Origin of the sequence: Phyllobacterium trifolii (assembly GCF_014192095.1) — a bacterium.
Lineage (GTDB): Bacteria > Pseudomonadota > Alphaproteobacteria > Rhizobiales > Rhizobiaceae > Phyllobacterium > Phyllobacterium trifolii.
In genome coordinates this window covers 100,222-126,951 of record NZ_JACHXN010000017.1, presented here as the reverse complement: position 1 = coordinate 126,951, position 26,730 = coordinate 100,222, and the positions used below count along the sequence as shown (strand labels likewise).

General features: G+C 58.5%; 26 protein-coding genes and 1 pseudogene. 11 read left to right on the top strand and 16 right to left on the bottom strand.

The window, feature by feature from the left end:
* Window positions 1-413: 413 nt before the first annotated feature.
* Window positions 414-593 carry a hypothetical protein gene (locus tag FHS21_RS22280; protein WP_158482219.1) on the bottom strand — a complete coding sequence of 60 codons (180 nt, stop codon included), beginning with the start codon at window positions 591-593 and terminating at the stop codon, window positions 414-416.
* A 197-nt stretch (window positions 594-790) separates the two neighbouring features.
* Between FHS21_RS22280 and FHS21_RS22275 the strand changes: the two genes are divergently transcribed.
* The 3 genes from FHS21_RS22275 to FHS21_RS22265 all read left to right on the top strand — a co-directional run bounded on the left by FHS21_RS22275 (window position 791) and on the right by FHS21_RS22265 (window position 2,226).
* Window positions 791-1,087, top strand: coding sequence for a hypothetical protein (locus tag FHS21_RS22275; protein ID WP_183664008.1), 297 nt, complete (start codon window positions 791-793; stop codon window positions 1,085-1,087).
* A 579-nt stretch (window positions 1,088-1,666) separates the two neighbouring features.
* Window positions 1,667-2,032, top strand: a complete 366-nt coding sequence (locus FHS21_RS22270; protein ID WP_183664006.1) for a hypothetical protein — start codon at window positions 1,667-1,669, stop codon at window positions 2,030-2,032.
* Window positions 2,029-2,226 carry a hypothetical protein gene (locus tag FHS21_RS22265; RefSeq protein WP_183664004.1) on the top strand — a complete coding sequence of 66 codons (198 nt, stop codon included), beginning with the start codon at window positions 2,029-2,031 and terminating at the stop codon, window positions 2,224-2,226. Before FHS21_RS22270 ends, FHS21_RS22265 begins: the two co-directional genes overlap by 4 nt.
* Before the next feature lie 407 nt (window positions 2,227-2,633).
* Here the strand turns inward: FHS21_RS22265 and FHS21_RS22260 are convergent.
* From FHS21_RS22260 to FHS21_RS22245, 4 genes and pseudogenes are all read right to left on the bottom strand, one after another.
* Window positions 2,634-2,801: pseudogene (locus FHS21_RS22260) on the bottom strand (zincin-like metallopeptidase domain-containing protein); the annotation flags it as partial.
* 83 nt (window positions 2,802-2,884) lie between these two features.
* Window positions 2,885-3,265: a VOC family protein gene (locus tag FHS21_RS22255; protein ID WP_112525438.1), complete on the bottom strand. Its 381-nt coding sequence runs from the start codon at window positions 3,263-3,265 to the stop codon at window positions 2,885-2,887.
* 13 nt (window positions 3,266-3,278) lie between these two features.
* Window positions 3,279-4,508: a chromate efflux transporter gene (gene chrA / locus FHS21_RS22250; RefSeq protein ID WP_312879911.1), complete on the bottom strand. Its 1,230-nt coding sequence runs from the start codon at window positions 4,506-4,508 to the stop codon at window positions 3,279-3,281.
* Window positions 4,480-4,791 (bottom strand): PadR family transcriptional regulator, encoded by a 312-nt coding sequence (locus FHS21_RS22245; protein WP_112525466.1) that lies wholly within the window; start codon window positions 4,789-4,791, stop codon window positions 4,480-4,482. The genes chrA and FHS21_RS22245 overlap by 29 nt, the downstream gene beginning before the upstream one ends.
* Before the next feature lie 130 nt (window positions 4,792-4,921).
* Here FHS21_RS22245 and FHS21_RS22240 point away from each other — a divergent pair, with 130 nt between their 5' ends.
* Complete coding sequence (locus FHS21_RS22240; RefSeq protein ID WP_183664000.1) at window positions 4,922-5,131, top strand: hypothetical protein; 210 nt, start codon at window positions 4,922-4,924, stop codon at window positions 5,129-5,131.
* A gap of 286 nt (window positions 5,132-5,417) precedes the next feature.
* On the opposite strand, the gene FHS21_RS22235 is transcribed toward FHS21_RS22240, so the two are convergent.
* The 4 genes from FHS21_RS22235 to FHS21_RS22220 form a co-directional block, all read right to left on the bottom strand.
* Window positions 5,418-6,242, bottom strand: coding sequence for an alpha/beta fold hydrolase (locus tag FHS21_RS22235; RefSeq protein WP_112525432.1), 825 nt, complete (start codon window positions 6,240-6,242; stop codon window positions 5,418-5,420).
* A 187-nt stretch (window positions 6,243-6,429) separates the two neighbouring features.
* Entirely contained in the window at window positions 6,430-7,893 is a 1,464-nt protein-coding gene (locus FHS21_RS22230) for a DUF1254 domain-containing protein (protein WP_112525464.1), read from the bottom strand.
* Between the two features lie 384 nt (window positions 7,894-8,277).
* Window positions 8,278-9,426, bottom strand: a complete 1,149-nt coding sequence (locus tag FHS21_RS22225; RefSeq protein WP_183663998.1) for a 3-hydroxyacyl-CoA dehydrogenase NAD-binding domain-containing protein — start codon at window positions 9,424-9,426, stop codon at window positions 8,278-8,280.
* A gap of 1 nt (window position 9,427) precedes the next feature.
* Window positions 9,428-10,192 carry an enoyl-CoA hydratase-related protein gene (locus tag FHS21_RS22220; protein ID WP_112525428.1) on the bottom strand — a complete coding sequence of 255 codons (765 nt, stop codon included), beginning with the start codon at window positions 10,190-10,192 and terminating at the stop codon, window positions 9,428-9,430.
* 136 nt (window positions 10,193-10,328) lie between these two features.
* Here FHS21_RS22220 and FHS21_RS22215 point away from each other — a divergent pair, with 136 nt between their 5' ends.
* Genes FHS21_RS22215 through FHS21_RS22185 form a run of 7 tightly spaced genes read left to right on the top strand, consistent with a single transcriptional unit; the run spans window position 10,329 to window position 17,908 of the window.
* On the top strand, window positions 10,329-12,626 hold the full coding sequence (locus tag FHS21_RS22215) for a bifunctional salicylyl-CoA 5-hydroxylase/oxidoreductase (RefSeq protein WP_112525426.1): 2,298 nt from the start codon (window positions 10,329-10,331) through the stop codon (window positions 12,624-12,626).
* On the top strand, window positions 12,627-13,382 hold the full coding sequence (locus FHS21_RS22210) for an SDR family NAD(P)-dependent oxidoreductase (protein WP_112525424.1): 756 nt from the start codon (window positions 12,627-12,629) through the stop codon (window positions 13,380-13,382).
* Entirely contained in the window at window positions 13,379-13,882 is a 504-nt protein-coding gene (locus FHS21_RS22205) for a MarR family winged helix-turn-helix transcriptional regulator (RefSeq protein WP_112525422.1), read from the top strand. Before FHS21_RS22210 ends, FHS21_RS22205 begins: the two co-directional genes overlap by 4 nt.
* Window positions 13,875-14,687 carry an enoyl-CoA hydratase family protein gene (locus tag FHS21_RS22200; protein ID WP_210283590.1) on the top strand — a complete coding sequence of 271 codons (813 nt, stop codon included), beginning with the start codon at window positions 13,875-13,877 and terminating at the stop codon, window positions 14,685-14,687. The genes FHS21_RS22205 and FHS21_RS22200 overlap by 8 nt, the downstream gene beginning before the upstream one ends.
* A gap of 1 nt (window position 14,688) precedes the next feature.
* Window positions 14,689-15,846: an acyl-CoA dehydrogenase family protein gene (locus FHS21_RS22195; protein WP_112525418.1), complete on the top strand. Its 1,158-nt coding sequence runs from the start codon at window positions 14,689-14,691 to the stop codon at window positions 15,844-15,846.
* A gap of 17 nt (window positions 15,847-15,863) precedes the next feature.
* Window positions 15,864-17,489, top strand: coding sequence for an AMP-binding protein (locus FHS21_RS22190; protein ID WP_183663995.1), 1,626 nt, complete (start codon window positions 15,864-15,866; stop codon window positions 17,487-17,489).
* 23 nt (window positions 17,490-17,512) lie between these two features.
* Window positions 17,513-17,908 carry a RidA family protein gene (locus FHS21_RS22185; protein WP_112525414.1) on the top strand — a complete coding sequence of 132 codons (396 nt, stop codon included), beginning with the start codon at window positions 17,513-17,515 and terminating at the stop codon, window positions 17,906-17,908.
* Here the strand turns inward: FHS21_RS22185 and FHS21_RS22180 are convergent.
* The 7 genes from FHS21_RS22180 to FHS21_RS22150 form a co-directional block, all read right to left on the bottom strand.
* The gene (locus FHS21_RS22180) at window positions 17,905-19,434 is read right to left on the bottom strand and encodes an indolepyruvate oxidoreductase subunit beta family protein (protein ID WP_183663993.1); all 1,530 of its coding nucleotides are present in this window, start codon (window positions 19,432-19,434) and stop codon (window positions 17,905-17,907) included. The genes FHS21_RS22185 and FHS21_RS22180 overlap by 4 nt on opposite strands.
* Window position 19,435: 1 nt before the next feature.
* The gene (locus FHS21_RS22175; protein WP_112551826.1) at window positions 19,436-21,589 is read right to left on the bottom strand and encodes a thiamine pyrophosphate-dependent enzyme; all 2,154 of its coding nucleotides are present in this window, start codon (window positions 21,587-21,589) and stop codon (window positions 19,436-19,438) included.
* Between the two features lie 41 nt (window positions 21,590-21,630).
* Window positions 21,631-22,422, bottom strand: coding sequence for a cyclase family protein (locus tag FHS21_RS22170; RefSeq protein ID WP_183663991.1), 792 nt, complete (start codon window positions 22,420-22,422; stop codon window positions 21,631-21,633).
* Between the two features lie 126 nt (window positions 22,423-22,548).
* Entirely contained in the window at window positions 22,549-23,829 is a 1,281-nt protein-coding gene (locus FHS21_RS22165) for a cysteine desulfurase-like protein (RefSeq protein ID WP_183663989.1), read from the bottom strand.
* A 64-nt stretch (window positions 23,830-23,893) separates the two neighbouring features.
* Window positions 23,894-24,568, bottom strand: coding sequence for an amino acid ABC transporter permease (locus tag FHS21_RS22160; protein ID WP_112525406.1), 675 nt, complete (start codon window positions 24,566-24,568; stop codon window positions 23,894-23,896).
* An 82-nt stretch (window positions 24,569-24,650) separates the two neighbouring features.
* Entirely contained in the window at window positions 24,651-25,445 is a 795-nt protein-coding gene (locus tag FHS21_RS22155; RefSeq protein ID WP_183663987.1) for an ABC transporter substrate-binding protein, read from the bottom strand.
* Window positions 25,446-25,529: 84 nt separating this feature from the next.
* Entirely contained in the window at window positions 25,530-26,648 is a 1,119-nt protein-coding gene (locus tag FHS21_RS22150) for an aminotransferase class V-fold PLP-dependent enzyme (protein ID WP_183663985.1), read from the bottom strand.
* Window positions 26,649-26,730: the final 82 nt, after the last annotated feature.

The following is a 26,730-nucleotide window of genomic DNA, read 5'->3' as shown; positions in this document are numbered from 1 at the left end:
GTCCAGACAAACAATGTTCCGAAGGCAATGCATATCATGGGCAATGACAGGGGAACGTCCTTGAGCAGCATCGGCAGCCAAGCGGTGAACAGAACGACCACGCCAAACAGCGCGAGAAGGACAACATAGGTGTTGATTGACGTACTCCTATGAATGGCGGTCTACCGAGCCGCTCGCGCGCTGTAATCCCGGCCTCTTTCGCTGCGAGAATGAAAGTCTCAGGCGCGACTTGCCAACCGGCCGTGCCGCGTAATCCAGCCCATCTTTAGTGCCTTATCCCGCGTCTTCTCGTGCCCTTGAGCAATCATGGACTATAAATGCCCATCCAATTGGAACCGGTTCACGACCAGTTTTGTCACTATAGCGGGCGAGAAGCTCTTGTATTCCACCATGATCGAGAACGCCCGTAGCGTTTACTTGTTCCCCGGCTTAAGGCTCTTGACTTCGGCTTCATCCAACCGGCGCAGCAAGTCCTCAAACTTCTCATCATGAGGGAATGGCTTGTAATATGAGCGCAATGCTTCACCGTACTCGGGCCGCTTGAGTTGCCAGTCAATAATTCGCGCACCTTTGGGCTTTTCATCGTTACTCAAATGCGTCTCCCCTTGGTCCTGAACCGTCCCACGGTCGAATGGTTCCGGATACATCAGCGTAAGCTCAAGTTCCTGTTCGATTATCAGGATTTTATTGACTCTCTCTGTCCACTGGCGGACACTCTTCAGGTCGCTAGCAGGGCGCTTGCGATTGAGAGATGGAACGTGCTCCCGCCTAAACGTATGGAGGGGCTTCCATGCTGTATTCAAGCATCGATCATATTTCCTCTGAAAATGACTGGCGTATCCTGGAAAAGGCCCATCAACGAGCCTGCCAGATTCTTGGCCGCGATCCGAAATACCATCCTCTCGCAGAACAGGTGGCACGTACGGTGATCATGTTTTTTGCGCGAGGCGAAAGAGACTACGAGAGAATAGCTAGTATGACCGCAAAACGTGAAATCAATTTGTTTGAGTTTGTGACAGAGCCGATGGGAACCAACGTCCGCGACATGTCCATGATAATAGCAAGCCGGCCCAAGTACCTCCACTGACTCGCGATTAAGTTTGAATGCATTTCTGGTCCCACTCCCCTTGGGATGAGCAGAGGCCCGACCTGCCCGAAGTCAAAGTGTCGTGGCAGAGGATCTCGACGACTTCGCTTTGTCGACAGAGATAAAGATCGACCCAATCGAAGAGACGCAACCTTAACTATCGATTGGTTCACAAAAGGAACGATCAAGCAGCCACCGCTCGCATCAAACTTTTGCTGGCTATCCCCTATTGCAAGCAGAGGTTCCGGCGCCGATGAGCGTCAGCGTCAGACCTCACTTCCACAAGCGGCTTGTCTGCCAGAAGCATGCACTACTATCCTGTCTTGAAAGAAACCTCTCACCGGGTACCGCACATTTTGCGTTTATCCAAGCCGCCAAGGAAGCAGGCAACCATGTGGATGAGCCGGAACGTGGATCACCGGCTGGCAAGTCTTTTCGGCGGCATAAGGGCAAGCCAAGAGGTGTGTCTGACTTCCGCTTGACCTGAGGGGATTCGTCTGCTGGCAGACACAAGGTTGCAAACTTAAAATTCTATAATATTCGTATGCAGGTCAGTGCCTCTTTCATGGGATCTCGAAGATGTCTCAGGAACTGGACCACAAGCTGGACTGCCCGAACTGCAAGACAATCTACCTTAGAATTCCCGAGGATGTATCGGGCCACACGCCTATTAACTGCGCTAGCTGCGGAGAGTACCTTGGATATTGGGGAGAGTTGGAAGCCGACTTCTTCAAGCAAGGCGGAATGAACGGCGCGTTCCGGCTCGACAAGGGCCAATTTGTCCGGATCGACCAAGACACAGTTCATGCGCATGAGTTGGCGAGCGGTGGCCAAGAACAGTTGCGGGTGGCACTGATCGAGTCCGAGAGACCGGAAGCGCCGGAAAGCTCAGGATTAGACCGGGCGAGTGCGCCTCCTGGTGTAAAGCCTCACAACCATCCATGACCGATCACGACAGGCTGAATCTGGAAATCAATGCGCAGGCCAAATTTGCGAGTGATGCGCTGCCGAAAAGGGCAGACGTGTTAAAGCTCGTTCCTGCGCTCGCCCGAGAATTTCCACATCGAAGCTCGGAACAGATAATGCTGAAAATGAAACATGTCTGGAAAGATAGGGGGCTGCACTGGAACGTCGACTGAGAAGCAACCGGCCATGATGACAAAGCGGTCCCGACTGGTTTCGCGACCGAAATGTCGAACTACGAGTTGTAGCGTGAATGATTATCGTGCCCATGGATAGCTCACAAATCCCCGGGTTGTACGCAAAAGCTGTTCAATTTCCGCCTTGCGCTCCTCCAACAGTGCAAATAGCTATCTCGCGCCCTTACCTGAATAAGTTCTTACAACAACATTCATAATGAAATTCCAACTCTGCGAAGGCGTTCATAATCTGAATGCGCATTGTGGAGAGCATCGATCCGAACCAACGGCTCAGGTCCTGCTGCCCAACTTTCACAGCATAGTTCCGGCATCGTCGCCGAAAGCGTGGCTTTGAGACAGATGCGGCGATTACCGGCATCAATAGCGCGCGGCCAAGCCGCACGTTGTTACGCCATAGGCTGAAGATCGTAGAGATAGGCCACTGCCCTTTGCGCATGCGCGGCCGCAGAAAAGAGGAACCGTTTCTCATTCTTCAGGACCGAGAGTCTGGAAGCAGTATAGCTCGCGTGATCCGGTCGTGGTTCCAACTCCGGCACGATATCGGCGCACAGGAAAACGGCGCGCCGAGTTCTGCGACATATCCTGACAGTTCGGCCTAAAAACTGGCTCTCGGATGAAATCTAGAGACTGCTGAAAGCTACTTGTGGGGCGGCTCGAGCAATTCGATGGGGTTGCCAGCCGGGTCGTCGACGAGAACCTGCTTGCCACCCATCCCGGTCACGATCTCGTTGCGAAATCTGGCGCCAGATGTCCGGAGGCGTTCGACCTCGTCTTCGATGTTTTCGACCTCTAACTGGATGCGGTTCCATCCGCCGGGTTCCGGCCGGCGTCCATCCGGCATGGGCTGGGACGCGCCACCGGGTCCCGTCGTCCCATTCAGCAACAGGCGAAGATGCCCTCTGGTCAGCATGGCGAAGCTGGGAGCGGGATGCATGGCGACCGCGAAGCCGAGCGATTGCGTGTAGAATGCAATCGCGGAATCGACATCATCGACGAAATAACGAACGCTGACAGCCATATCAAATCCTCCTTCAGACGAGGGTTAGGACGGTGGCAGCAGCAGCCAGCAGCACAACCACGATCCATGGAGAGGCTTTCCAAACGGTGAGCAACAGAAATCCGGCAAGTGCGAGCGCGAAGTCGCGCGGCGAGAGAACGGCGCTGGTCCATACCGGGCTATAGAGAGCCGCTCCGAGAATCCCGACGACCGCGGCGTTGGCACCGCGCATCGCAGCCTGAGCCGTCGGGCGCGTGCGAAAGCTGTCCCAGAATGGCAGGGTACCGAGCAGCAGCAGGAATCCCGGCAAAAAGATCGCGATCAGGCATATGGTCGCCCCGAGGAGGCCGTTCGGATCAGGCTCCACAACAGCGCCGAGGTAGGCTGCAAACGTGAACAGGGGTCCTGGGACTGCCTGGGCGGCCCCATAGCCGGCCAGGAAGGTGTCATTCGTCATCCAGCCGGGATTGACCACCTCGGACTGCAGCAAGGGCAGCACGACATGGCCACCGCCGAAGACAAGCGAACCGGAGCGATAGAAGGAATCGAACAGGTTTATGCCTTGCGAATGAACGGCGGCTGCCACGACCGGAAGGCCACCGAGCAGGAGAAAGAACGCAACGAGGCATCCGACTCCAACAATTGGAGAAACCCGGAAAGACAGATGCGTTGTCCTCATGATTGGACCGTTGCGGCAGATTGCAAGCCCGGCGAGTGCGCCGACCGTGATCGCCGCGACCTGTCCAATCGCGCCAGCCGCGAATACGACGATGAGGACAGCGGCGAGCGCAATGCTCGCCCGCTCTCGATCAGGAGTAAGTGTCTTTGCCATGCCCCAGACTGCCTGGGCGACAACCGCGACCGCCACAATCTTCAGCCCATGTAACAGACCGGCTCCTACGGGGCCATCGAATGCCGTTGCAGCCATCGCGAAGATGACAAGCAGGATTGCAGACGGCAGTGTGAAGGCAGCCCAGGCAGCAAGCGCCCCCATTGGGCCACCGCGCAGGAGACCGAGAGCAAAGCCGACCTGGCTTGAGGCAGGGCCGGGAAGAAACTGGCACAGCGCCACCAGATCGGCGTAGCCGGCCTCGTCAATCCATTTGCGGCGTACCACCAGTTCGTCTCGGAAGTAGCCAAGATGAGCGATCGGGCCGCCGAAGGAAGTGAGGCCGAGCTTTAAAAAGGCTGTAAAGACTTCTCCCGGCGTACCATGTGGACGCGTGATAGCTTCTTCATGAATTACTTCCGCCGACGACTTCACGAAACAGCTCCTTGGCCTTTTCCCTGGCGAGTGCGAGAGCTGCGACGCCGGAGGGTGTCGCATTGTAGATCCTGCGATGGGTGCGGCCTACCCGTTCGGTTCGCGAGGTGAGATATCCCTTCTTCTCCATGGAATGCAGCATCGGATAAAGCGTCCCGGCCGAAACCTTGTAGCCGTGATGCGCCAGTTCCTCGATCATCCAGAGACCGTGGAGCTCGCCCTCGACCGCATGATGCAGGACGTGAAGCCGGATGAAGCCGGAAAGAAGGTCCTGGTGTTCCATGCATCACCATCAAAATAAAACTTTACTCTCGAAAAACGATATCGGGAACCGAGACTAGAGGCAAAGAGTTTTGCCTGCAACGCCAAACGGATAGGCGGTTTATCGAACCGCGAACCAAAGGAGAAGACCAATGGTCCGTGAAGCCGATCGCAATCCACGCCATCATACGCAGAAGATGCAGACACAGCTTCAAGAGACAATGGACCACTTGCGGGAAGACATCGACAAGGTCGGTGAGCCGCAACTGAAGGCCATGTTCGAAACAGCAGCCGAGGTGCTAGGCGGTCTGAAGAAGGCGTTTGGCGACTGCGAAAAGAAAAACGAGGCGGCATGGCAATAGTGCAGCTCGAACCTGGGGGATGCCAGTGTCCATGCGCCGCGCCAACAACACAAGCGGCATAGCGAGGCCAACCTCCGGTTGCGGCGAAAGTGGTGGACGCGAGGCAACACAGACAAGGCCGGCTTCGGGATAGAGGGCGCAAGTACGTCATGGCATCCTCCCTTCGGCCCACACGTGTCAGGGGCGCTGTTCGATGGATTGGGTATGATCAAGGTTGGCGTAGCGTCTTGGCCCCGCCGAAGCGGCACGGGATGGCGGGGGCCAATCAGTTGCCCCCTATTGCGCGTCACGTCCGGAAGAACGCGAGAAGGTCGGCGTTGATGGTCTCTGCATGGGTAGTTGGCATGCCGTGCGGAAAGCCCTTATAGGTCTTGAGCGTCCCGTTCTTCAAAAGCTTTGCCGAGAGTGGCGCCGAGTCGGCGTACGGCACAATCTGGTCATCGTCCCCGTGCATCACGAGCACGGGAACGGTGATCTTCTTCAGATCCTCGGTGAAATCGGTCTGAGAGAAGGCGACGATCCCGTCATAGTGGGCTTTGGCGCCGCCCATCATCCCCTGCCGCCACCAGTTCCTGATCACTGGGTCGGAGGGCTTCGCGCCTGGCCGGTTATAGCCATAGAAGGGTCCTGCGGCCACGGCATGGTAGAATTCACTACGGCCTGCCGCGAGCTGGGCCTGGAAGCCATCGAATACGTCCTTTGGCAAGCCGCCGGGATTGGCGTCGGTTTTTACCATCAACGGGGGGACGGCGCTCAAAATGGCTGCCTTCTCTACCCGAGTTTCGCCGTGGCGCGCGATGTAATGCACCACCTCACCGCCCCCGGTCGAGTGGCCTACGTGAATGACGTTCTTGAGATCGAGCTTTTCCGTCAGTGCCGCAAGGTCGTCAGCGTAGTGGTCCATATCGTGACCGTCACTGACCTGGCTGGAGCGCCCATGGCCGCGCCGATCATGTGCGATGACGCGAAAGCCCTGGTTAACGAAGAACATCATCTGCGCATCCCAGTCATCGGCCGAGAGCGGCCAACCGTGGCTGAAGACGATTGGCTGTCCCGAGCCCCAGTCTTTGTAGAAAATCTCGACGCCGTCTATTGTGGTGATCGTAGGCATATCTTCTCTCCTCAATGTGCAGAACTGGACGCAGCGATACGTTGCAATGCGTAGGCCCGGGCCAACCGGCATACTTGAAACGATAGCTGGCCGGACCCTGCTGATACTGCCGTATCAGATCGTTAGAATTATCGGCATTCTGTAAATTAGCCGTCCGGGCCACAGGCTAGGCGTTTTCCTTGAAAACTCACTGAGCCACCAAACCTGGCAACTGCATCGCCTTCGTAACCGGCGGCGGATTCCACTTCCCTGTCAGAGCATCGGGCTCGGGTGCGTAGAGCCGCATTGTCAAGTTGTACGGCCCTTCGGGAGCCGGCAGCCAGTTCCATTCCTTATCCTTGCCCGGGCTCTCGTGCTGGAAATAGAGATCGAGCGAACCGTCAGCGTTATACACGAACGGCATCCAGCTGCTGACCGCAAATCGGTTGATTGAGTTGGCGACCTGGAATCCCTTGTCGTCATACAGCGTCACCGACCAGAAGGCGTGGACGGGCGGAATTTCGGCCTTGTCGAAGTGAATTGTGTAATTGTTCCTGCCATCGAGCGGCTGGCCGTTTTCGTCGGCAAGATTGAGCGGATAGATGGCGTCTTCGGGTAGGTTGGCACCGAGACCCTGCTGCGCAACGATGGCGCGTTTCAGGTAGTAGTTTCCATACACCCCCATCGTGTCGGTGTTCATCGACCAACCGTTGGCGACTCGGGCGAGCGTCTTGAGCTTCCACAGCATGAGTGCCTGTGCATCCTGCGGAACGGTCGCGAGTGCCTTCTGGACCACCGGATCCGCCTTGGACAGGTCGAAGCTCTTGCCCGGCTCGATGCCGATCCGCTTCATCCGTGCCAGGATCGGCTCGTCGGTGCTATGCGGCGGGATCACCTTCAAGAGCTCAGCGGCGTAGGTGAAGTAGCGGTCTGCGGGCATGGTATCGACCTGGACCTTCGGTGACGTTTTCATATCAATCGACGGGTCGATCTTCACTTCGGCAGGTTTGGAATCTTTGCCCCATTCGGAGAGCAGCGTGATCTTGTAGCCGTCCTGGACCTTGTGAACGGCTTCATAGTCCGGCGGTCCGTCCGTCTTTGTTCGACCGATGATCCAGACATAGGGCGTCGGTGCGTCGATCCTCTGTGTGCCTTCCGGCAGCTTGAACTCATCGAACTTCACACGGAGGTCGGGCCGCCAGTTGGGCGGTGCGATCAGGAAGTGACCCGCTGCGGTTCCGGTGGTCCGCCAGCCCGGGGAGGCAAACACGTCCGTCCACATGTCGAGCATGGGCAGCAGGTAATAGCGCGCGCCAGTGTCGGGAGCCGAAACTACCACCGGCTCCTTCGTCAGATCGAGCCAACCGCTCGAGTACAGCGTGTCGAAATTCGGACGTACCACCACCTTCAGGTCCGCCGGCGGGAACTCGAGGATGTTGTTGAACTGATTGGCCGGACCACCGATCGCCCCCGGCCTGGCATCGACATTTGTCAGCTGCCTTCTGGTGACGTCCATCGACAGCAAGGGATAGAAATACACGTAGGCGTCCACGCCTATCGCATGCGCCTCCTCCTCGGTGATCGCAGGCGGCGAGCTCTGAGCTATCGCCCCTTGCGTTAACGTTGAGCCTAAAAGAAGACCCACGAAGAGTGCAGTCGCCGTTCTGTTCATATCGTTCTCCCGTTGCTGTTCTCTGACTGTGCCCGCCCCCCAATTTGCAATCAGCTTGTTGCAATCAGCTTGCTCGAAAGCCGCAATCCTCATGAAAAATTGCCAGGAACTAGCGAATGGAAGACTAGAGATTTGTGAAAGGACGAAGGAAGTACGTTACTGTTACAAAGACGCTTCATGGCATAGAAGCGCTGCTCTCTCAGTTCACTGACAGGCTTGACATCGTGGAACAAATGCCATCCGCGGCGATTGCCATCTTATGGGTGAGAAATGCCGGCCCTTAAAATTATCTTTCGAGTGGCGCTTCAGGTTTTCCGCAATGGCATTCAGAATCATAGGCACGCCTGTTGAACGGCCACTCGTATTTGCTTCGCCCGCTGGGAGCTATTGATCTGCAAATTGCGCGAGTGATGCACAGATTTCATAGCGTCCGGAGGTATCGGTTTGCGCGCAGCGCTGCAGCGTTTTGATGATCTTTGGAACGCCTATCATCTGCGCCAGGTCGCGCGGCCCATGCCTGAAATTGAGGCCAAGCTTGACTGCCGTGTTGATAGCTTCCGCCGAGGCGAGTTCTTCCTGAAAGGCGAAGGCTGCTTCATTGGCAAGCATTGAAGCGACGCGGACGAAAATATCCGGATCACCGGGGATTTCCGCTAATGCGCCGGTTGTCTCACGCGGATAGGTGAAAAAGCCCGAGCCGGTTTTCCGGCCCAATTTCCCCTTACGCACCATATTTTCAAGGATCGACGAAGGCGTGAAGCGCGGCGCTTGTCCAAAAGCGTTCCAGACCGCCCGTGTCGCATGAAGGTTTATATCGACGCCGACGAGATCGATGAGTTCGAACGGTCCAAGCGGAAAGCCTCCCGACGATTTTAGACAGGCATCAATCGTCGCGGCATCGGCCACTTCCTGCTCCAAAAGTTTCAGCGCTTCGCCATAGAACGGCCGAGCACAACGATTGACCAGAAAGCCCGGACTGTCGCGCAGCTCGACAGCTGTCTTGCCAAGCCGTTCAACGAGCGCGGCAAGCTGCTTCATAACGGCCGGATCTGTCGCGGGCACTGCAACCACTTCGACCAATTTCATCACGGTTGCAGGGTTGAAGAAATGCAACCCCGCGCATCGACGCGGGTTCTGCAGGCCTTCCGCTATCGCGGTGACCGACAGCGATGACGTGTTGGTTGCAAGGATGCAGCTATCATCGCACACGGCTTCCAGCGCGCGAAACAATCCAGCCTTGGCTTCAATGGTTTCAATGATGGCTTCGATGACAAGCTTGCAGGGCGCAAGACCAGCCAGATCATCTGCGATTACGATGTTCCGCGCCGCCACAGCCAATTCGTCCTCACCGGCCCTGCCACGAGCGATGCGCTCCTCGATGCCGGCAAGAATGGTCGCCTTGGCTGTCGCCGCCATGCCGGGAACGGCATCATACAAGATCGTCCGTTTGCCGCCACGCGCCATGAGCTGGGCAATGCCGCGACCCATCACGCCCGCGCCAACGACGCCGATTACATTCATTGTTTCACTCATGTCAGCGCCCTTTGAAATCCGGCTTGCGCTTGACGCGAAAGGCCGCGATGCCCTCCGCCTTGTCCTCGGTGGAAAGCAGCAGTTCGAAGGAGCGCCGCTCCAGATCGAAGCCCTCCGGCTTGTCCAGGGCGGCCAGCACAGCCTGCTTGGCAAATTGCTGGGCCAAAGGAGCGCCCTTGACAAGCTTGGCCGCAACCTCCCTGGCGGTTTGCAGTGCTTCGCCGGCAGCGCTTATATGGGAAACAAGGCCCCATTCGAACGCTTCATGCCCAGTGATAGTTTCGCCGCTCAGGACCATCCGCATCGCTCGCCATTTGCCGATGCTGGTTGCAAGGCGCTGGACACCACCTGCGCCGGGGATGAGACCAAGCCGCACCTCCGGCTGGCCGAACGTGGCATTGCCGGCAGCGACGATCAGATCGCAGCGCTGCGCCAGTTCGAAACCGCCGCCGAGGCAGTAACCTTCCACCGCGGCGATGAGCGGCTTGCGGACCTTGGCAATCGCCTCCCAGGAATGCAGGCGCAGATCATGCACGCCGTCCACGGCAGTCTTGTCGGCAACCTCGCCGATATCCGCGCCAGAGGCGAAATTGCCATCGGCGCCCGTCAGGATGACGATGCGTATTTCGGGATCGCGGTCGAAATGAGCCAATGCTTCCGCCAGTTGCTTCAGCATACCAGTGTTGAGCGCATTGCGTGCATCTGGGCGGTCAAGGGTCAGGATCGCATAACCATCCTGTATTTCGGTTCGGATAGTGTTTTCCAACGCGCGCCTCCCATTTTCCACGCTCAATATCCGCACAATCAGGTAATTATTCAAGCTTGAAATTTCATACTTGAAATTATTTTCATGCGGTGACACGATGATGGCACGACGAAGGTCAAACCGGAGTGCATGTCTGATGAAGATCGCCTGTCTGGGAGGAGGACCTGCCGGTCTCTATTTTGCCATCAGCATGAAGCTGCGCGATCCTGCTCACGACATCACCGTCATCGAGCGGAACAAAGCCGACGATACATTCGGCTGGGGCGTAGTGCTTTCCAACGAAACGCTCGGCAATCTCGCCGCCAATGATGCGATCAGCGCCGAGGCCATCCGCACGCAATTCGCCTATTGGGACGATATCGCCGTTCACTTCAAAAACACCGAAACGGTATCGACCGGACACGGCTTTTGCGGCATTGGCCGCAAAAAGCTATTGCTTGTGTTGCAAAACCGCGCGAGAGAGCTCGGCGTTCACCTGCGCTTCGAAACGCCGGTCGACGACGTGGTGGCCTTGAGCAAGACTTATGATCTGGTCATCGGAGCCGATGGGTTGAACTCGCGCACCCGCACCGCATTCGCCGAACATTTCAAGCCTGAGATCGACATACGCAAATGCAAGTTCGTTTGGCTCGGCACACACCAGAAATTCGACAATGCCTTCTCCTTCATCTTCGAAGAGACCGAATATGGCTGGATCTGGGCGCACGCCTACCAGTTCGATGACGACACGGCGACGTTCATCGTCGAATGCACGCAGGCGACCTGGGACAAGTTCGGCTTCGGCGCAATGAGCCAGCAGGAGTCCATCGCTGTGTGCGAGCGGATTTTCGCGAGATATCTCGGCGGTCATGCGCTTATGACCAATGCCAATCATATTCGCGGCTCGGCATGGATCAGCTTTCCCCGCGTGCTGTGCGAGAAATGGTCGTATCGGAACGTCGTGCTCCTCGGCGATTCGGCAGCAACGGCGCATTTTTCCATCGGTTCCGGCACCAAGCTGGCGCTCGAAAGTGCTATCGCGCTGGCAGAGTATCTGGATATGGAAAAGTCGATCGGTGCCGCCTTCGACAAATATGAGGACGAGCGCCGTTTGCAGGTGATGCGGCTGCAATCTGCCGCGCGCAATTCGCTCGAATGGTTCGAGGATGTGGAGCGTTATTTCGATCTTGATCCCGTCCAATTCAATTATTCACTGCTGACCCGCTCGCAGCGTATCAGCCATGAAAATTTGCGCCTGCGCGACCGCAACTGGCTGGCCAATGCGGAAGCGTGGTTTCAGGAAAAAGCCGGCGCCGGGCAAGGCACGCACCGCGCTCCGATGTTCGCGCCGTTCCAACTACGCGGTATGGCGCTGAAGAACCGAATCGTCGTTTCGCCCATGGCGCAATACAAGGCCGTCGATGGGGCACCCAACGACTGGCATCTGGTGCATTATGGCGAGCGTGCCAAGGGCGGTGCGGGCATGGTAACCATCGAGATGACCTGCGTCAGTGCCGAAGGGAGGATTACGCCCGGATGCACCGGCATGTATGCGCCCGGGCATGAAGCCGCGTGGAAGCGGATCGTCGATTTTGTCCATGCAGAGACCGACGCGAAGATATGCTGTCAACTCGGCCATTCCGGCGCCAAGGGCTCGACGCGGGTCGGCTGGGAAGGCATGGACGAGCCGCTCGCCGACGGCAACTGGCCGGTGCTTTCCGCATCGGAACTCGCATGGTCGAAACAGAACCAAACCCCGCACGCCATGACGCGCACTGACATGGACCGCATACGCGATCAATTCGTCACGGCGGCGCGGATGGCAAATCGCGCTGGATTCGACATGCTGGAACTGCACGCTGCGCATGGCTATCTGCTGTCGTCCTTCATCACCCCGGTGATGAACAACCGCGCCGACGAATATGGCGGCTCCTTGCAAAACCGCATGCGCTATCCGCTAAAGATTTTTCGCGCCGTGCGGCTGGCCTGGCCCGCTGAAAAGCCGATCTCCATGCGCATTTCGGCCAATGACTGGGTCGGCAAGCAAGGCATTACGCCGCAGGACGCGGTGCAGATTGCGCGGATGCTGCAGGCGGCGGGCGTCGATATCTGCGATGTTTCTGCCGGACAGACTTCGGTCGATGCGCGTCCGGTTTACGGCCGCATGTTCCAGACGCCGTTTTCGGACCGCATCCGCAACGAGACAGGCATGGCGACGATGGCTGTCGGCAATATCTACGAGCCGGACCATGTGAACTCGATCCTGCTTGCCGGACGTGCCGATCTCGTCTGCCTTGCGCGTCCGCATCTCAGCGATCCTTACTGGACATTGCACGCGGCCGTCGCCTTGGGCGACAAGACCGAATCTTGGCCAAAGCCCTATTATCCCGGCCGCGACCAGATGGTACGACTGGCAGAGCGGGCCGAGATCATCACGCCGGTCGAGGGCGCATAGATGGCGGGCTCGTTCGAAGGTAAGGTCGCGCTGGTCACCGGCGGCGGCACCGGGGTTGGCGCTGCAATCGCGCTGCAACTCGCAGGACAGGGGGCCCGGGTGATCATCTCCGGGCGGCGTGCCGATGTGTTGGCGAAGACGGCGGCAAAATCGGCATTGATTGTTCCGATTGCCGCCGATGTAACTGACGCTGCCGCCTCCAAGCACCTGTTCGAACAGATCGGCAGCCAGCTCGATATCGTCATCGCCAACGCGGGTGCCGCCGAAAGTGCGCCATTCCACCGCCTCGATCTCAAGACGTGGAAGAACCAGATTGATCTTAATCTTACCGGCGTGTTCACCACATTTCACCACGCGCTTCCGGCCATGATGCAGGTCAACAGCGGCAGGCTCATCGCCATTGCCTCGACTGCGGGCTTGAAGGGTTATGCCTATGTTTCGGCTTATACCGCCGCCAAGCACGGGGTTGTCGGGCTGACCCGAGCGCTGGCACTGGAGCTCGCCAAGACGGGTATTACCGTCAATGCGATCTGTCCCGGCTTTGTCGATACACCCATGCTGGACCATTCCATAGAGACTATCATCCGCAAGACCGGCAAGAGCCGCGCTGAAGCAGTCACCGCGCTCGCCGCATCCAATCCGCAAAAACGGCTGATCCAGCCGGACGAGGTTGCACAGACGGTTTTGTGGTTGTGCGGCCCGAATTCTGATTCCATCAACGGCCAGGCGATTTCCATTTCAGGAGGGGAAATATGAGCGACCCGACACAAAAACCATCCCTCGATGTGGGCGCATCCCCTGCTTTCGTCAAGCAGAACCTGCGGGTCTGGCTGAAGATGCTGAAGGCGACCAAGCATATCGAGGCGACAATGCGCGAAAAGCTGCGGATGGAATTCGATACCACGCTACCGCGTTTCGACGTGATGGCGGCGCTCTACCGCTTCGAAGAAGGGCTCAAGATGAGCGAACTGTCCTCGGCGCTGCGCGTTTCCAATGGCAATGTCACCGGGATCATCGAGCGGCTGGTTTCGGACGGTGCCGTACTGCGTGTGCCTGTCGTGGGTGACAAGCGCGCCATGCTGGTACGCCTGACACACAAGGGTCGGGACGAGTTCGCGCGCATGGCCGCTGCGCACGAATTGTGGATCAATGATATCTTCAGCAGCCTTCCGCCGGATACGACGGCACGGCTGAGTTCCATTTTCGACACAATCGAGCATTCGCGGGGACTGATTGCGGGAGATGACCATGCGTGAGATGGCAAACTACAAGGCCACCTATTTCAAATGGCACGTCGAGGGCGGTATCGCCATCATTTCGCTCGACCGGCCCGAGCGCAAGAATCCGCTGACCTTCGAGAGCTATGCGGAACTCCGGGACTGCTTTCGCGACCTCACCTATGCCGATGACATCAAAGCCGTAATCTTTGGCTCCAATGGGGGCAATTTCTGCTCAGGCGGCGATGTGCACGACATTATCGGTCCACTGTTGAAGATGGACATGAAGCGTCTGCTCGACTTCACCCGCATGACCGGCGATCTGGTCAAGGCGATCATGCACTGTGGCAAGCCCGTCATCGCCGCCGTCGATGGCGTCTGTGTCGGCGCGGGCGCGATCATCGCCATGGCGTCGGACCTGCGGCTCGCCGCTCCGGAAGCCAGGACGGCGTTCCTGTTTACGCGCGTCGGCCTTGCTGGCTGCGACATGGGCGCCTGCGCCATACTGCCGAGAATCATCGGTCAGGGCCGCGCCGCCGAACTGCTCTACACCGGCCGGTCCATGGCGGCGGAGGAAGGCGAACGTTGGGGTTTCTATAACCGCATCGTCCCGGCCGCAGAGCTCGACGCGGAAGCGATCAAACTGGCAAAGCGGCTGGCGGGCGGACCCACCTTCGGTCACATGATGACCAAGACAATGCTCAATCAGGAATGGTCAATGTCCATCGATCAGGCTATCGAGGCGGAAGCGCAGGCGCAGGCGATCTGCATGCAGACGAAGGATTTCCAGCGCGCCTTCGATGCTTTCGTTGCGCATGAAAAGCCCGTCTTCGGGGGCGACTGATATGGCCGACCGATCGTTTCTCGCCTGGCCATTTTTCGAAGACCGGCACCGGCAACTGGCCGATGACGTCGAAACATGGGCGGGCACAAGTCTCGGCCATATCGATCATAACGACACCGATGCAGCCTGCCGCGACCTCGTGCGCAAACTCGGTGAAGCGGGTCACCTGCTTCACACGGCCACCGATCCCGCCGATGCTTCCAGCAAGCTTGATGTGCGCAGCCTCTGCCTGATCCGCGAGACATTGGCGCGGCATGATGGCCTTGCCGATTTCGCCTTTGCCATGCAGGGCCTCGGCACCGGTGCTTTGTCGCTGTTCGGAACAGATGTGCAAAAGCAGGCATGGCTGAACAGGACCCGCAGCGGCAATGCGATATCAGCCTTTGCCCTCAGCGAAGCGCAATCAGGTTCCGACGTCGCCCATATGGAACTATCGGCCACGCGTGACGGAGATGATTACATATTGAGCGGCGAGAAGACCTGGATATCCAATGGTGGCATTGCCGATGTCTATACACTGTTCGCCCGCACCGGCGAAGCAGCCGGAGCCAAGGGCATTTCGGCTTTCATCGTGCCCGCCGACACACCGGGGCTGGTGATCGCCGAGCGGCTTGACGTCATCGCCCCGCATCCGCTGGCGCGGTTGGTTTTCGACAATTGCCGCGTTGCAGCGTCGGCGCTTGTCGGCGCACCGGGCCAAGGTTTCCGCATCGCCATGTCTGTGCTGGATGTATTTCGTTCCACGGTTGCAGCAGCTGCGCTCGGCTTTGCCCGGCGCGCGCTGGACGAGGCCGTATCCCGCGCCAATGGACGCCATCTCTTTGGCGCGCCCATGTCCGACCTGCAGATGGTACAGGGGCATATCGCCGACATGGCGCTCGATATCGACGCCGCCGCCCTTCTCGTCTACCGCGCGGCATGGCTGAAGGACAACGGCGCCGAACGCGTCAGCCGCGAGGCGGCCATGGCCAAGCTTTATGCAACCGATCATGCCCAGAGCGTCATCGACAAGGCGGTGCAGATTCACGGGGGTGACGGCGTGCGCAAGGGAAGCGTGGTCGAGCGGCTCTACCGGGAAATCCGGGCATTACGCATCTATGAGGGCGCATCGGACGTGCAGAAAATAATCATCGCAAGGCACGAGCTTGCCCGGAATTAATTGCGAGGGGATAAACCATGCTGGGACCGACTTCACATACGGATCACTTCACCCGGAATAATCTGCCCCCGGCCGAAGACTGGCCGGAAATGCCGATGGAAAAGTTCCAGTACCCCGAATGGCTCAACGCGGCGGTCGAACTGACCGATGTCATGGTCAATCGGGGGTTTGGCGACAATACCGCGTTAATCGGCAATGGCCGCCGCCGCACCTACAAGGAGCTGACGGATTGGACCAATCGCATCGCCCATGCGCTGATCGAAAATTACGGCGTCGAGCCCGGCAACCGCATTCTCATCCGCTCGGCCAATAATCCGGCCATGGTCGCGTGCTGGTTGGCGGCAACCAAGGTCGGGGCCGTGGTGATCAATACCATGCCCATGCTGCGCGCCGGGGAACTCGCCCAGATCATCGACAAGGCGGAAATCAGTTTCGCTCTCTGCGATACGCGGCTGATGGAAGACATGGTGGCCTGCGCCAAAGAGAGCCGTTTCCTCAAGCACGTCGTTGGCTTTGACGGCACTGCCAACCACGATGCTGAACTCGACCGTATTGCGCTCAACAAATCCGTGCGCTTCGAGCCGGTGAAGACCGGCCGCGATGATGTTGCCCTCCTCGGCTTCACCTCTGGCACGACGGGCGAGCCCAAGGCGACCATGCATTTTCACCGCGATCTGCTGATGATCGCGGATGCCTATGCCAAGGAAGTGCTGGACGTGCAGCCCGACGATATTTTCGTCGGGTCGCCGCCGCTCGCCTTCACCTTCGGGCTGGGCGGTCTGGCGATCTTCCCCTTGCGCTTCGGGGCGGCAGCAGCCCTACTGGAGCAGGCAACGCCGACAAAGATGGTCGAAATCATCGAGACCTATAAGGCGACAATCAGCTTTACCGCGCCCACCGCCTACCGCACCATGCTGCAGGCTATGAACGATGGCGCCGACCTTTCTTCACTGCGCGTTGCCGTTTCCGCTGGCGAGACGCTTCCCGCCCCCATATACGAGGCCTGGATGGCCAGGACTGGCAAGCCGCTACTCGATGGTATCGGCTCGACCGAAATGCTGCATATCTTCATCAGCAACCGGCTGGACGATTCAGGTCCCGGCCGCACCGGTAAGCCGGTTCGCGGCTATGAAGCCATCATTGTCGATGACGACATGCGCGAACTGCCGCGCGGCGAAACCGGCAAGCTTGCCGTGCGTGGGCCGACGGGCTGCCGCTATATGGCGGATGAGCGCCAGAAAACATATGTGCGTGACGCCTGGAACCTCACCGGCGATACCTTTAGCCAGGACGAGCACGGCTATTTTCATTTCGCAGCGCGTTCCGACGACATGATTATCTCTGCCGGATACAATATTGCCGGTCCCGAAGTCGAAGCGGCGCTGCTGTTGCATCCGGATGTCAGCGAATGTGCGGTCATCGGCGCGCCCGATGAAGCCCGCGGCCAGATCGTGCAGGCACACATCATGTTGTGCGCGGGCGTTGCCGCCGACGAGCTGACGGTCAAGCGGCTGCAGGATCATGTCAAGCAGGTGATCGCACCGTACAAATATCCGCGTTCCATCAAATTCGTCGAGGCCCTACCGAAGACGGCGACGGGCAAGATCCAACGCTTCCAGTTGCGCAAGGCCAACCAGCATTAGAAACACGAAGGCAGGAAATCAGTATGGTAGAGATTGTTCATCCGCAGGGATGGCCGCCGGCAAAAGGTTATTCGAACGGCGTCATCGGCGAAGGCAAAACGCTGTTTGTCGGCGGGCAGATCGGCTGGACCAAGGATCAGCAGTTCGAAACGGATGACTTCGTCGAACAGGCGGAACAGACCATGCGCAATATCGCCGATGTGCTGGCAAGCGCAGGCGCCTCGCCCGCCAATATCGTGCGGCTGACCTGGTACATTACCGACAAGGAGGCCTATGTCACCCAACAGCGAAGGTTGGGCGAAGCCTACCGCCGGGTGTTCGGCCGTCACTATCCGGCAATGACGCTAGTGCAGGTTGTGGCGTTGCTGGAAGATCGCGCTCTGGTGGAGATCGAAGCCACGGCAGTGATCCCGGGTTAGTCCAGTGAGGCGATGGTCTTCAGGGCACCATCGAGCATGGTACCTTTTTCGTCTTTCAATGCAGCTTCGCGCAGGCGCCGAATCCAATCGGCCGCATCGGGCCGGCCCTTGACGAGATCAAGGCCGGAAAGCACACGGTCAAACTTGGAGAAGGCGCGGACATGCGTGTCGCTGTAGCCCTTGATCAGGCGGCGGCAGTTGAGGATTTCAACTGCAAGCGCATAATCCTGCGAAACGTGATCGAGCGCCAGTTTGTACCAGTGCTGCAGATGCGCGGTTTCCACCTGATGCCGCAGCAGCGAGCGGCGCCAGCGGCGCAGACCGCCGATGAACCACAGCATGGCAAAGCCCGACATGCTGTCGGTGCGGATGCGGCGTCCACGATTGATGCGCCTGTCAAGCCAAGCCGAAACTTTCGGGCGGCTTTCGATGTAGCGGCCAAATCCAGCCGGGAGCGTGCCGCAGAATTCCTCGATGCGGGGATGGAAATACTCGGTCAGTTGCAGGACTGTTCCATCCCTGACGCCAACTTCGGACCGTACGCGCGCGTCGCGCTTCGAACGGGTCTTGAGATCGGAAACCCGGATCATGTCGTCATAACACATGGCATTGGCGAGATGTTTCGCCGCGCTAAGCGACAGCGCGTAGCCGGCTCTGTCCAGCTTGACCGCCTGATCGAGTCGGTCGAGATATTCGGTGCCGTAGGCGACGTCCTGATAATCGGTGACCTTGCGCAGGCCGCGCAGGGCCATATCGCGCACGAGCTCGGGATAGGCATCGACGCGGGCGTTGAGCGACTGCCACTGCGACAGGAGCTGCTGCGGGCCCTTTACTTTCGGCGTTGAAGGGATGGGTTGAGGTGGGAACGCTTCGGGGGCTGCCTCCACATCTCTGGCACGATCATGAGCCGCCGCGAAGGCCTTCAGACTGGCAATCGCCCCCCGACCTGAACCCCTGATGATTTCTTCATAGGTCTCGCGGGGAAAAGGCAGCGCGCCGCAACCCGCCAGCGCGCCGAGCAGGCTGGCTGAAATCATCGACCCGGCATCAAGCGCCATCTGCTCCATGTCGAAACTTATAAAGCGCTTCGCCGAACCCTTGGCCGCGGCCATAACCTGATCGGAAGGGGCACGCCCATCGCCGGGCTCGATCTTCTCCGAGATGGCGGCGATACGGTGCGAGGACGCGATCAGTGTGGTGCGGTTGGGCGTGACGAAGCCACGAATGATGGCGCGGCCGGCTTCCATGAGTTCGGACGCGATCAGGATATCGACATCGCCCTGCGCCGGGGACAAGGCGAACACCGGCTGGCGGCCGGTATCGCGGCATAGCTCGACGTAATAGATCGTCGCGCCGGTGCGCTGTGCCACGCCTGCAACCGATGTCGATTGCGCGCGGTAACCATTGACCTCGGCAACGGCAGTGATCCAGTCGGCGAGAACACCGCCGCCTTGCCCGCCAACGGCCAGCACCGCAAGCTTGATGATCCTGTCCGCTTCGGGTGTGGAAGGTGACTGATCTGCCAAGTTATGCGTCCACGAATTCCAGGCGGCGGCGCTCGCGCCAGTTCTGCATCATGCCGATGAGCTTGCGACGTATGTTGTCGGCAAAACGGTCCCATGTCCCGGGATTGTGCACGACATCGGCACGGTAGAAGGACGGGCAAAGCACGGCAGCATCGGCAACTTCGCCACAATTGCCACAACCGACGCAGCTCTGGTCGATATGGGCAACGGGATCGTCCCGCAGCGGATCGTCGAGCGTCCTGACCGAAAGTGACGGACAGCCCGACAAGCGTATACAGGCATGATCGCCAGTGCAGATATCCTCATCAACGCCGAACTTCGGCTTGACCATGCGTTCACCGCCCTTGATCGCCTTGTCGATCAGCGGCTTCTCGCGGCGCTGCCGGTTCAGCATGCATTCCGACGAAGCGACAATGACCTTCGGACCTGTCGTCGGCGTGGTCAGCGCCTCGCGCAGCGTGTCGCGCATTTTATTGACGTCATAGGTGCGCTCGATATGGCGAACCCATTTGACGCCCATGCCTTTGACCGCTTCGGTAATCGGGTGCTTGGTCGATTTCGAGCGGTTATTGGCGCGTGACGACAGAATGTCCTGCCCGCCGGTGGCGGCCGAATAGAAATTGTCGACGATGACGATCACCCCGTCATTGCGGTTGAATACCGCGTTGCCGATGGAAGAGGTCAGGCCATTGTGCCAGAAGCCGCCATCGCCGACGAAGGAAATCGACCGGCGCTTGGCGTCGGGAGAATTGAACGCGGAAGCCGATGCCGGACCGAGGCCGTAACCCATGGTCGTTGCGCCGAGCTCAAAGGGCGGCATGATCGAAAACAGATGGCAGCCGATGTCGGACGCGATGTGATGGTGCCCCAGTTCCTGCTCGATCAGTTTGGTGGCGGCGAAGATCGGCCGCTCCGGGCAGCCGGTGCAGAAGCCGGGCGGTCGCCCGGGAACGAGTGCCGTAAGATCGGAAAGATCTTGGCTCATATCGGTGGTGTTAGGCGCACGTATCTGAGCTGGAAGCAGATGCGGTGCGCGCTCACGCAGGAAGGCGCCGACCCCGTCGAACATGACCTGGCCGGTATATTCACCAGCCATCGGCATGACTTCCTTGCCGATGATGCGCGTTGTGTGATCCGCCTTATGCAGCATCGACGCCATGGCCTGCTCGATATAGTTCGGCTGGCCTTCCTCGACGACGAGCACCGCGTCTTTGCCTTGGCAAAAGCCAAGAAATTCGTCTTCGACCAACGGATAAACCGCATTGAGCACATAAAGCGGCACCTGCGTCTCGCCGTAAAGATCGGCAAGGCCGATGCGCTGCAACGCGCGGATGACGCCATTGTACATGCCGCCCTGCAGGACAATACCAACCTTGGCGATATCAGGGCCGAAGAACTCGTTGATCTTGTGCGAGCGGATGAAATCGACCGCGGCGGGCCAGCGCTTTTCGATCTTTTCCTTCTCGTGCAGAAAAGAGGCCGGCGGCAGGACGATGCGTTTCGTATCGCGCCGGGGCGAATCCAGTGCCTCGGCGACGGTCATTCCCGGGCGCTTGTTATCCTTGGCGATAAACTGGCCATGGACATGGCAGCAGCGGATACGCACAAGCAGCATGACCGGCGTGTTCGAAGCTTCGGAAAGCTCGAAGCTGTCTTCGACCGATTTGACGATGGAGGGCAGGTTCGGACGCGGATCGAGCAGCCAGACCTGGCTCTTCATCGCAAAGGCGTGGCTGCGCTCCTGCATAATGGACGAGCCTTCACCGTAATCCTCACCGACGATGATCAGCGCGCCGCCGGTAACGCCGCCCGATGCCAGGTTGGCAAGCGCATCGGAGGCGACGTTGGTGCCAACCGTGGATTTGAATGTTGCCGCGCCGCGAATGGGATAATGCACTGAGGCGGCGAGCATTGCCGTCGCCGTCGCTTCGGAGGCGCTTGCCTCGTAATGCACGCCGAGTTCGCCGAGAATATCCTGAGCATCGGCAAGCACATCCATGAGGTGGCTGATGGGAGCACCCTGATAACCACCAACATAACCGACGCCGCATTGCAGCAGCGCCTTGGTGATGGCCAGGATACCTTCGCCGGAGAATTCTTCCCCGGCACCCAGTCTCAGCTTTTCGACTTCCTTTGCGAATGACCGTTCAGCCATGTGAAAGTCCTCCTCATTTTTTGTATCGCATATGCCCGCCCTCAGGCTTTTGGAATAAGCGCCAGAACCCGCGTCGGGCTGCCCGTACCATTGTGGATCTTCAACGGAGCGGCGATCAGGATGGCCCCCTTGGGCGGTAGCCGATCCAGATTGCACAGGCTGGCAAGACCATAACGATTGGACTTGTGCATCAGGCTGTGCGCCGGGAAAGGCGGTGTCATTCCACCAGCCTGACCGGCATCGGTGCCGATGGTCTCGCTGCCCCAGCCGATAGCGCCGGTGGAAATGATGTATTCAATCGCCTCGGCTGTAGGCCCGGGCGTGTGTGGTCCGGTATTATCGGCATTGAGGAATTCCGCCTCGGAGCCGTTGCGCTTGTACCAATCGGTGCGCATCACGACCCATTCGCCGGGGCGAATAGCGCCGTGCTCGGCTTCCCATGCCTTGATGTGCTCGACCGTCAGGAGGAAGTCATGATCCTTGGCGGCTTCCTTCGAGCAATCAATGACATTGACCGGTGCAACGAAATTCTTCGCGGGGATGGTATCAGTCGCGCCATCCGGATAATCCTTGCCGGTGATCCAATGTTTGGGCGCATCGAAATGCGTCCCGGAATGCTCGCCGAGCTTCAGCCAGTTCCATGCCCACCACGGACCGTTCTTGTCATAAGCGGAAATCTCATGGATTTCGATTTTCGGCGTGTCGACCGCAAGCTCCGGCGGTAACTTCAGCAAGGGGGTATCGGGACCGAGCACAGCGGCAAGATCCACCACCTCGACACCACCGGACAGGAGCAATTCAGCCAGCTGGCCAAGAACTTCATTGGTTTGCATCGGTAACCTTCCTCTTCCTTCGCGCCCTTGAGAGCGGCGTTCCCTTGATTCCAATCTACTGCACAATGCAGGCATTTGCATGCAATCCGCACATTCGAAAACAGCACGGATTGCATTTGGCTGTCGTTACGCGTGTCGGGCGATGATCGTCTTCAGCGCCTCTTCGAAACGGTGAATTTCCGCCATCGTGTTATAATGCACCAGCGAAAGGCGAACCGCGCCGCTATCCATGCTGAGGTTGAGCCGTTTCATCAGGCGCGGCGCATACATGTGGCCGTCGCGGATACCAATCTGCATCTCGGCCATCTCTTCCGTGACAAGCTGCGGCGACAATTTGCCGACATTGAAGCAGAAGGTCGGAACGCGCTGATTGATCCGCTCGGCATCGTCGATACCATAGACCGTCGCGCCACAATCCTTGAGAACACGCAGCATTTCGGTGGCGAGCTGCAGCTCATAGGCGCGGATCTTGCCCATGCCCGCAATGATATTCTCGCGGCGGGACCGGTTGTTGGCCGCAGCGAAATTGCGGCCGATCGATTCAAGATACTTGACCGCAGCGTCCATGCCCGAGACGTTTTCGTAGATGAACGTGCCAGCCTCGACCTTGTGTGGCGGTATGTTGGGAATGAAATCTTCGCGGAAGGTCGGCAGGCGTTCCAATGTCTCGAAGCGGCCCCACAGGAAGCCCATATGCGGCGAAAAGTTCTTGTAGCCGGAGCAGACAAGATAATCGCAATCCCAGGCCTGAACGTCGATCAGACCGTGCGGACCGTAATGCACGCAGTCGAGGAACACCTCGGCACCGGCATCATGGGCGATTTTGGCGACGGAGGTGACATCCACAATCGAGCCGATGGAATGTGCGGTGACCGTGCAGGCAACAAGACGTGTCTTGTCGTTTACCAGCGGCCGCAGATCGTCGACATGCAGATTGCCGTCGTCGCGCATGCGCCACCAGACGAATTTTGCACCGGCCGATTCGAGCGCCAGCCATGTCGCGATATTGGCGTCGTGATCCATGTCAGTGATGATGATCTCGTCGCGCTCCTGCAGCATCTGGCCGATGCCGAGGCTGACGAGACGGATGAACGAGGTCGCATTCATGCCGAAGCAGATTTCCTGCGGATCGCGGGCGTTGATGAGCAGTGCCACGCTCTCGCGGGCATCGGCAATGGCCTTGTCCATCTGGACGCCGCGACCGTAGCGCGCGCCGCGCTGAACGTTGAACTCGACCAAATGGTTCGTCACCGCGTCGAGCACGCTCTGCGGAATCTGCGCCCCGGCGGCATTGTCGAAAAAGACGAAATCGCCAGCCTTCTGCAACGCCGGAAACATCGGGCGAATGGTCTCGACCGGAAACGCGGCTTCGGTCGAACTGGCTTGGGTCGTCTGGTGCTGGTTCATGACTGCTCCCTGGAATGAGTGGCGCGCGCTGGGCGCCATGCTTGTATGGATCGTGGAAATTTGTTCATCTCGAATGCTGCTGCTTGCCACGCTCCTCGAGATAACTGACAAGTCGAACGAGCGGCCAGAGGAACGCCAGATAAATGATGGCTGCACCGATCAACGGCGTCGGATTGGCCATCAATGCCTGCGCGTCGGTTGCCTGTTTCAGCAGGTCCGGCATTGCAACAACCGAGGCGAGCGACGTGTCCTTGTAGATTGACACGCAATTGCTGGTGAGCGGCGGAATGACCACCTTCAAGGCCTGGGGAAGAATGACCTTGCGCATGGTTATCCAGAAGGAAAGGCCCAGAGCCGATGCCGCTTCGAACTGACCCTTGGAAATATTTTCGATACCGGCGCGGCACACTTCGGCGGTGAATGCCGCAAGCACCATCGACAGCGCGATCGTGGCGGAGGTGAACGAGGTAAAGCGGATACCTGCCAAGGGCAGCGCGTAATAGATCAGGATCAAAACGACAAGAATCGGCAAAGCGCGAAAAATGTCGATGTAGAAGATCGCCAGGTATCTCAGCCAGCTTGGCGCATAAAGCCTCATCAAGCACAGGATCAACCCGCCTATGCAGCCGAAGAATATGGCTGCGCAGCCGAGCATGATCGTGTTGCCAAGCCCGCGCAGCAGGATCGGAAAGGATTCGACCAGAATTTCCCAGTTGAAGAAAGTGTGGATCAATTCCATAGACTTACCTGCGGGTAAACTGCTCAACAGCCCTCAGACGGGCCGGTTGGCCGGTGAAAAGCACCGGCCCCGATGTTCGAGATTATTCTGCCTTCGGCAGCGGCAGAACCTTGACCGTGCTGGTGCCCGGCTCCGGATCGACGTTGAACCACTTCTTGTGGATCGCCGCCATCGTGCCATCGGTCTTCATCGCAGAAATGGTTTCGCTGACTTTTTCAACCAGCGGACTGTCCTTCTTGGCCATCAGAGCAAAGCGCTCGCCGGTCGGGATGCGAACCAGAAGCTTGAGACCAGGCATCTTGGTCATGGCATATTGGAAGCCCGCCAACTCGCCCGCACCGCCATCGATACGGCCGTTCTGCACTTCCATCAGCAGATCTTGCTGGGCGGCATAGCTCTTCACTTCGGCAACACCGAGCTTTTCGGAATTTGCCTTGGCCCATGCATCGCCTGTCGAACCAGCGATGACGCCGATGGTCTTGCCCTTGAGCTCTTCCAGCGATTTGATGGACGAGTCAGTCTTGCCGACAACCGTGCCATCGCTGTCATAATAGGGCTGGGTGAAGGACTGGTTCTTCAGACGGTCATTGGTGATCGAGATCGACGAAATGGCGAAGTCGATACGCCCGGAACTTGTTGCCGCAAACAAGGCTTGGAAGCCCATGTCCTGGAAATCCGGCGTCAGTTGGAGGCGCTTGGCAACTTCGCGCACGACATCGACTTCGAAGCCTTCGAAAGCGCCCGAGGCAGTCTTATATTCCCAAGGGGGATTGGCCGGATACGTCCCGATGACGATAGTATCGGCGGCAAAGACCGGTGCGGCGAAAAATAGGCCCGACGCGACCAGAATTCCCATTAAACTCAAACGTTTCAGCATTCTGTTTCCCTCTATTTTAGCCACTCGCGGTGGCATTTTTGATATTCGCATCTCATGCTTCCTCTCAGGAGATGCACCTGCCAGTTACTCCATCATTTGCTTGAGCGCGTCGCAAAGTGCATCGACGTCGTCAAGGCTCGTCACGCTGCCCGGCGAAAGACGCAATGTCGATCCGCGAGCGTCGCAATAGAGTTTCTGCTCGCGCAGTGCCGAAACGACGGTCGCGGCATCGAGATTTTCCGGTAGCGAAAGCATGACGCTGCCGCCGCGTTCGAGTTCATCCAAGGGCGAACCGAGCACCCAGCCATTTTCCAGCGATCGTTCAATGATACGGCTGGTCAAGGCAAAATTTTGTGCACGAATGGCATCTACGCCGGTGCTGATCACCCATTCGAGGCCTGGCAGCGAGGCGACGGAAGCAAGAATAGCGGGCGTTCCGTGATCGAAACGACGTGCGTCGGGTGCGTAGGCAAAGCGATCGAGATCCCACGAGAAAGGATTCTCCTGGCTGAACCAGCCGCGCAGTTCCGGTTCACATCTGGAAAGAAGATCCGGCCTCAGCTGAAGAATGCCGGCGCCGGACGTGCCGCAAAGCCATTTCAGCGATGTCGAAACAACGAAATCCACGTTGGAGTGTTCAACCGAGAACGGCGCGACGCCTACGCCCTGAGTAATGTCGGCACCAACGATGGTTCCCATACGATGGCCATGCTCGACAAGCCTGGCCATATCGGAACGATGTGAGGCAGTCGAGGTGACAAACGTCAGCAGCGCGACGCCGACATCGTCCTGCCAGCTCGCTATCATGTCTTCCTCGCGCACCCATCTCTCACCGGGCCTCATGGGGACTGTGTCAAGCACGAAGCTGAAGCGGGGCGCGATCTTGGCGAGCATGAAATGCAGACTTGGAAAGCAGTCCGCCGCGACGAGAACGCGGCGCCCGGCAAGGCTCGCTTCTGGCAGGCTGCCGACCAGACTGTAAAGCGCGGTGGTGACATTTTCCGTAGTGGTCAGCGATCCTGCCGGTGCATCGATCAGCGCACTCCATAAATCAATGAAACGTTTGCGCCCATTCAGGGCAGCAGGCCATTGTCCGTCATTTTCGGCCGACCATATTTCCGAAAAGGCCGCCAGTCCCTTGCTCATAGCCGCCGCCTTGCCTGGAAACGTGCCGATCGAGTGATAAAGGAAATAGCCTGACATCAACGCCCCAAATTACATTTGTGATCATTTGATCATAAATGCTATAATGCGTCAATCGGAGCGCCCTTCGGAATCTGCATCT

Excerpts from the sequence above, each read along its gene's own strand:
- FHS21_RS22240 (WP_183664000.1), top strand. The coding sequence starts at position 4,922 with ATGGTCCGTGAAGCCGATCGCAATCCACGCCATCATACGCAGAAGATG.
- FHS21_RS22170 (WP_183663991.1), bottom strand. The coding sequence starts at position 22,422 with ATGCAAACCAATGAAGTTCTTGGCCAGCTGGCTGAATTGCTCCTGTCC.
- FHS21_RS22205 (WP_112525422.1), top strand. The coding sequence starts at position 13,379 with ATGAGCGACCCGACACAAAAACCATCCCTCGATGTGGGCGCATCCCCT.
- FHS21_RS22275 (WP_183664008.1), top strand. The coding sequence starts at position 791 with ATGCTGTATTCAAGCATCGATCATATTTCCTCTGAAAATGACTGGCGT.
- FHS21_RS22165 (WP_183663989.1), bottom strand. The coding sequence starts at position 23,829 with ATGAACCAGCACCAGACGACCCAAGCCAGTTCGACCGAAGCCGCGTTT.
- FHS21_RS22195 (WP_112525418.1), top strand. The coding sequence starts at position 14,689 with ATGGCCGACCGATCGTTTCTCGCCTGGCCATTTTTCGAAGACCGGCAC.
- FHS21_RS22235 (WP_112525432.1), bottom strand. The coding sequence starts at position 6,242 with ATGCCTACGATCACCACAATAGACGGCGTCGAGATTTTCTACAAAGAC.
- FHS21_RS22225 (WP_183663998.1), bottom strand. The coding sequence starts at position 9,426 with ATGAGTGAAACAATGAATGTAATCGGCGTCGTTGGCGCGGGCGTGATG.
- FHS21_RS22155 (WP_183663987.1), bottom strand. The coding sequence starts at position 25,445 with ATGCTGAAACGTTTGAGTTTAATGGGAATTCTGGTCGCGTCGGGCCTA.
- FHS21_RS22185 (WP_112525414.1), top strand. The coding sequence starts at position 17,513 with ATGGTAGAGATTGTTCATCCGCAGGGATGGCCGCCGGCAAAAGGTTAT.
- FHS21_RS22160 (WP_112525406.1), bottom strand. The coding sequence starts at position 24,568 with ATGGAATTGATCCACACTTTCTTCAACTGGGAAATTCTGGTCGAATCC.
- FHS21_RS22245 (WP_112525466.1), bottom strand. The coding sequence starts at position 4,791 with ATGGAACACCAGGACCTTCTTTCCGGCTTCATCCGGCTTCACGTCCTG.
- FHS21_RS22215 (WP_112525426.1), top strand. The coding sequence starts at position 10,329 with ATGAAGATCGCCTGTCTGGGAGGAGGACCTGCCGGTCTCTATTTTGCC.
- FHS21_RS22255 (WP_112525438.1), bottom strand. The coding sequence starts at position 3,265 with ATGGCTGTCAGCGTTCGTTATTTCGTCGATGATGTCGATTCCGCGATT.
- FHS21_RS22200 (WP_210283590.1), top strand. The coding sequence starts at position 13,875 with ATGCGTGAGATGGCAAACTACAAGGCCACCTATTTCAAATGGCACGTC.
- FHS21_RS22230 (WP_112525464.1), bottom strand. The coding sequence starts at position 7,893 with ATGAACAGAACGGCGACTGCACTCTTCGTGGGTCTTCTTTTAGGCTCA.
- FHS21_RS22270 (WP_183664006.1), top strand. The coding sequence starts at position 1,667 with ATGTCTCAGGAACTGGACCACAAGCTGGACTGCCCGAACTGCAAGACA.
- FHS21_RS22265 (WP_183664004.1), top strand. The coding sequence starts at position 2,029 with ATGACCGATCACGACAGGCTGAATCTGGAAATCAATGCGCAGGCCAAA.
- FHS21_RS22190 (WP_183663995.1), top strand. The coding sequence starts at position 15,864 with ATGCTGGGACCGACTTCACATACGGATCACTTCACCCGGAATAATCTG.
- FHS21_RS22150 (WP_183663985.1), bottom strand. The coding sequence starts at position 26,648 with ATGTCAGGCTATTTCCTTTATCACTCGATCGGCACGTTTCCAGGCAAG.
- FHS21_RS22210 (WP_112525424.1), top strand. The coding sequence starts at position 12,627 with ATGGCGGGCTCGTTCGAAGGTAAGGTCGCGCTGGTCACCGGCGGCGGC.
- FHS21_RS22175 (WP_112551826.1), bottom strand. The coding sequence starts at position 21,589 with ATGGCTGAACGGTCATTCGCAAAGGAAGTCGAAAAGCTGAGACTGGGT.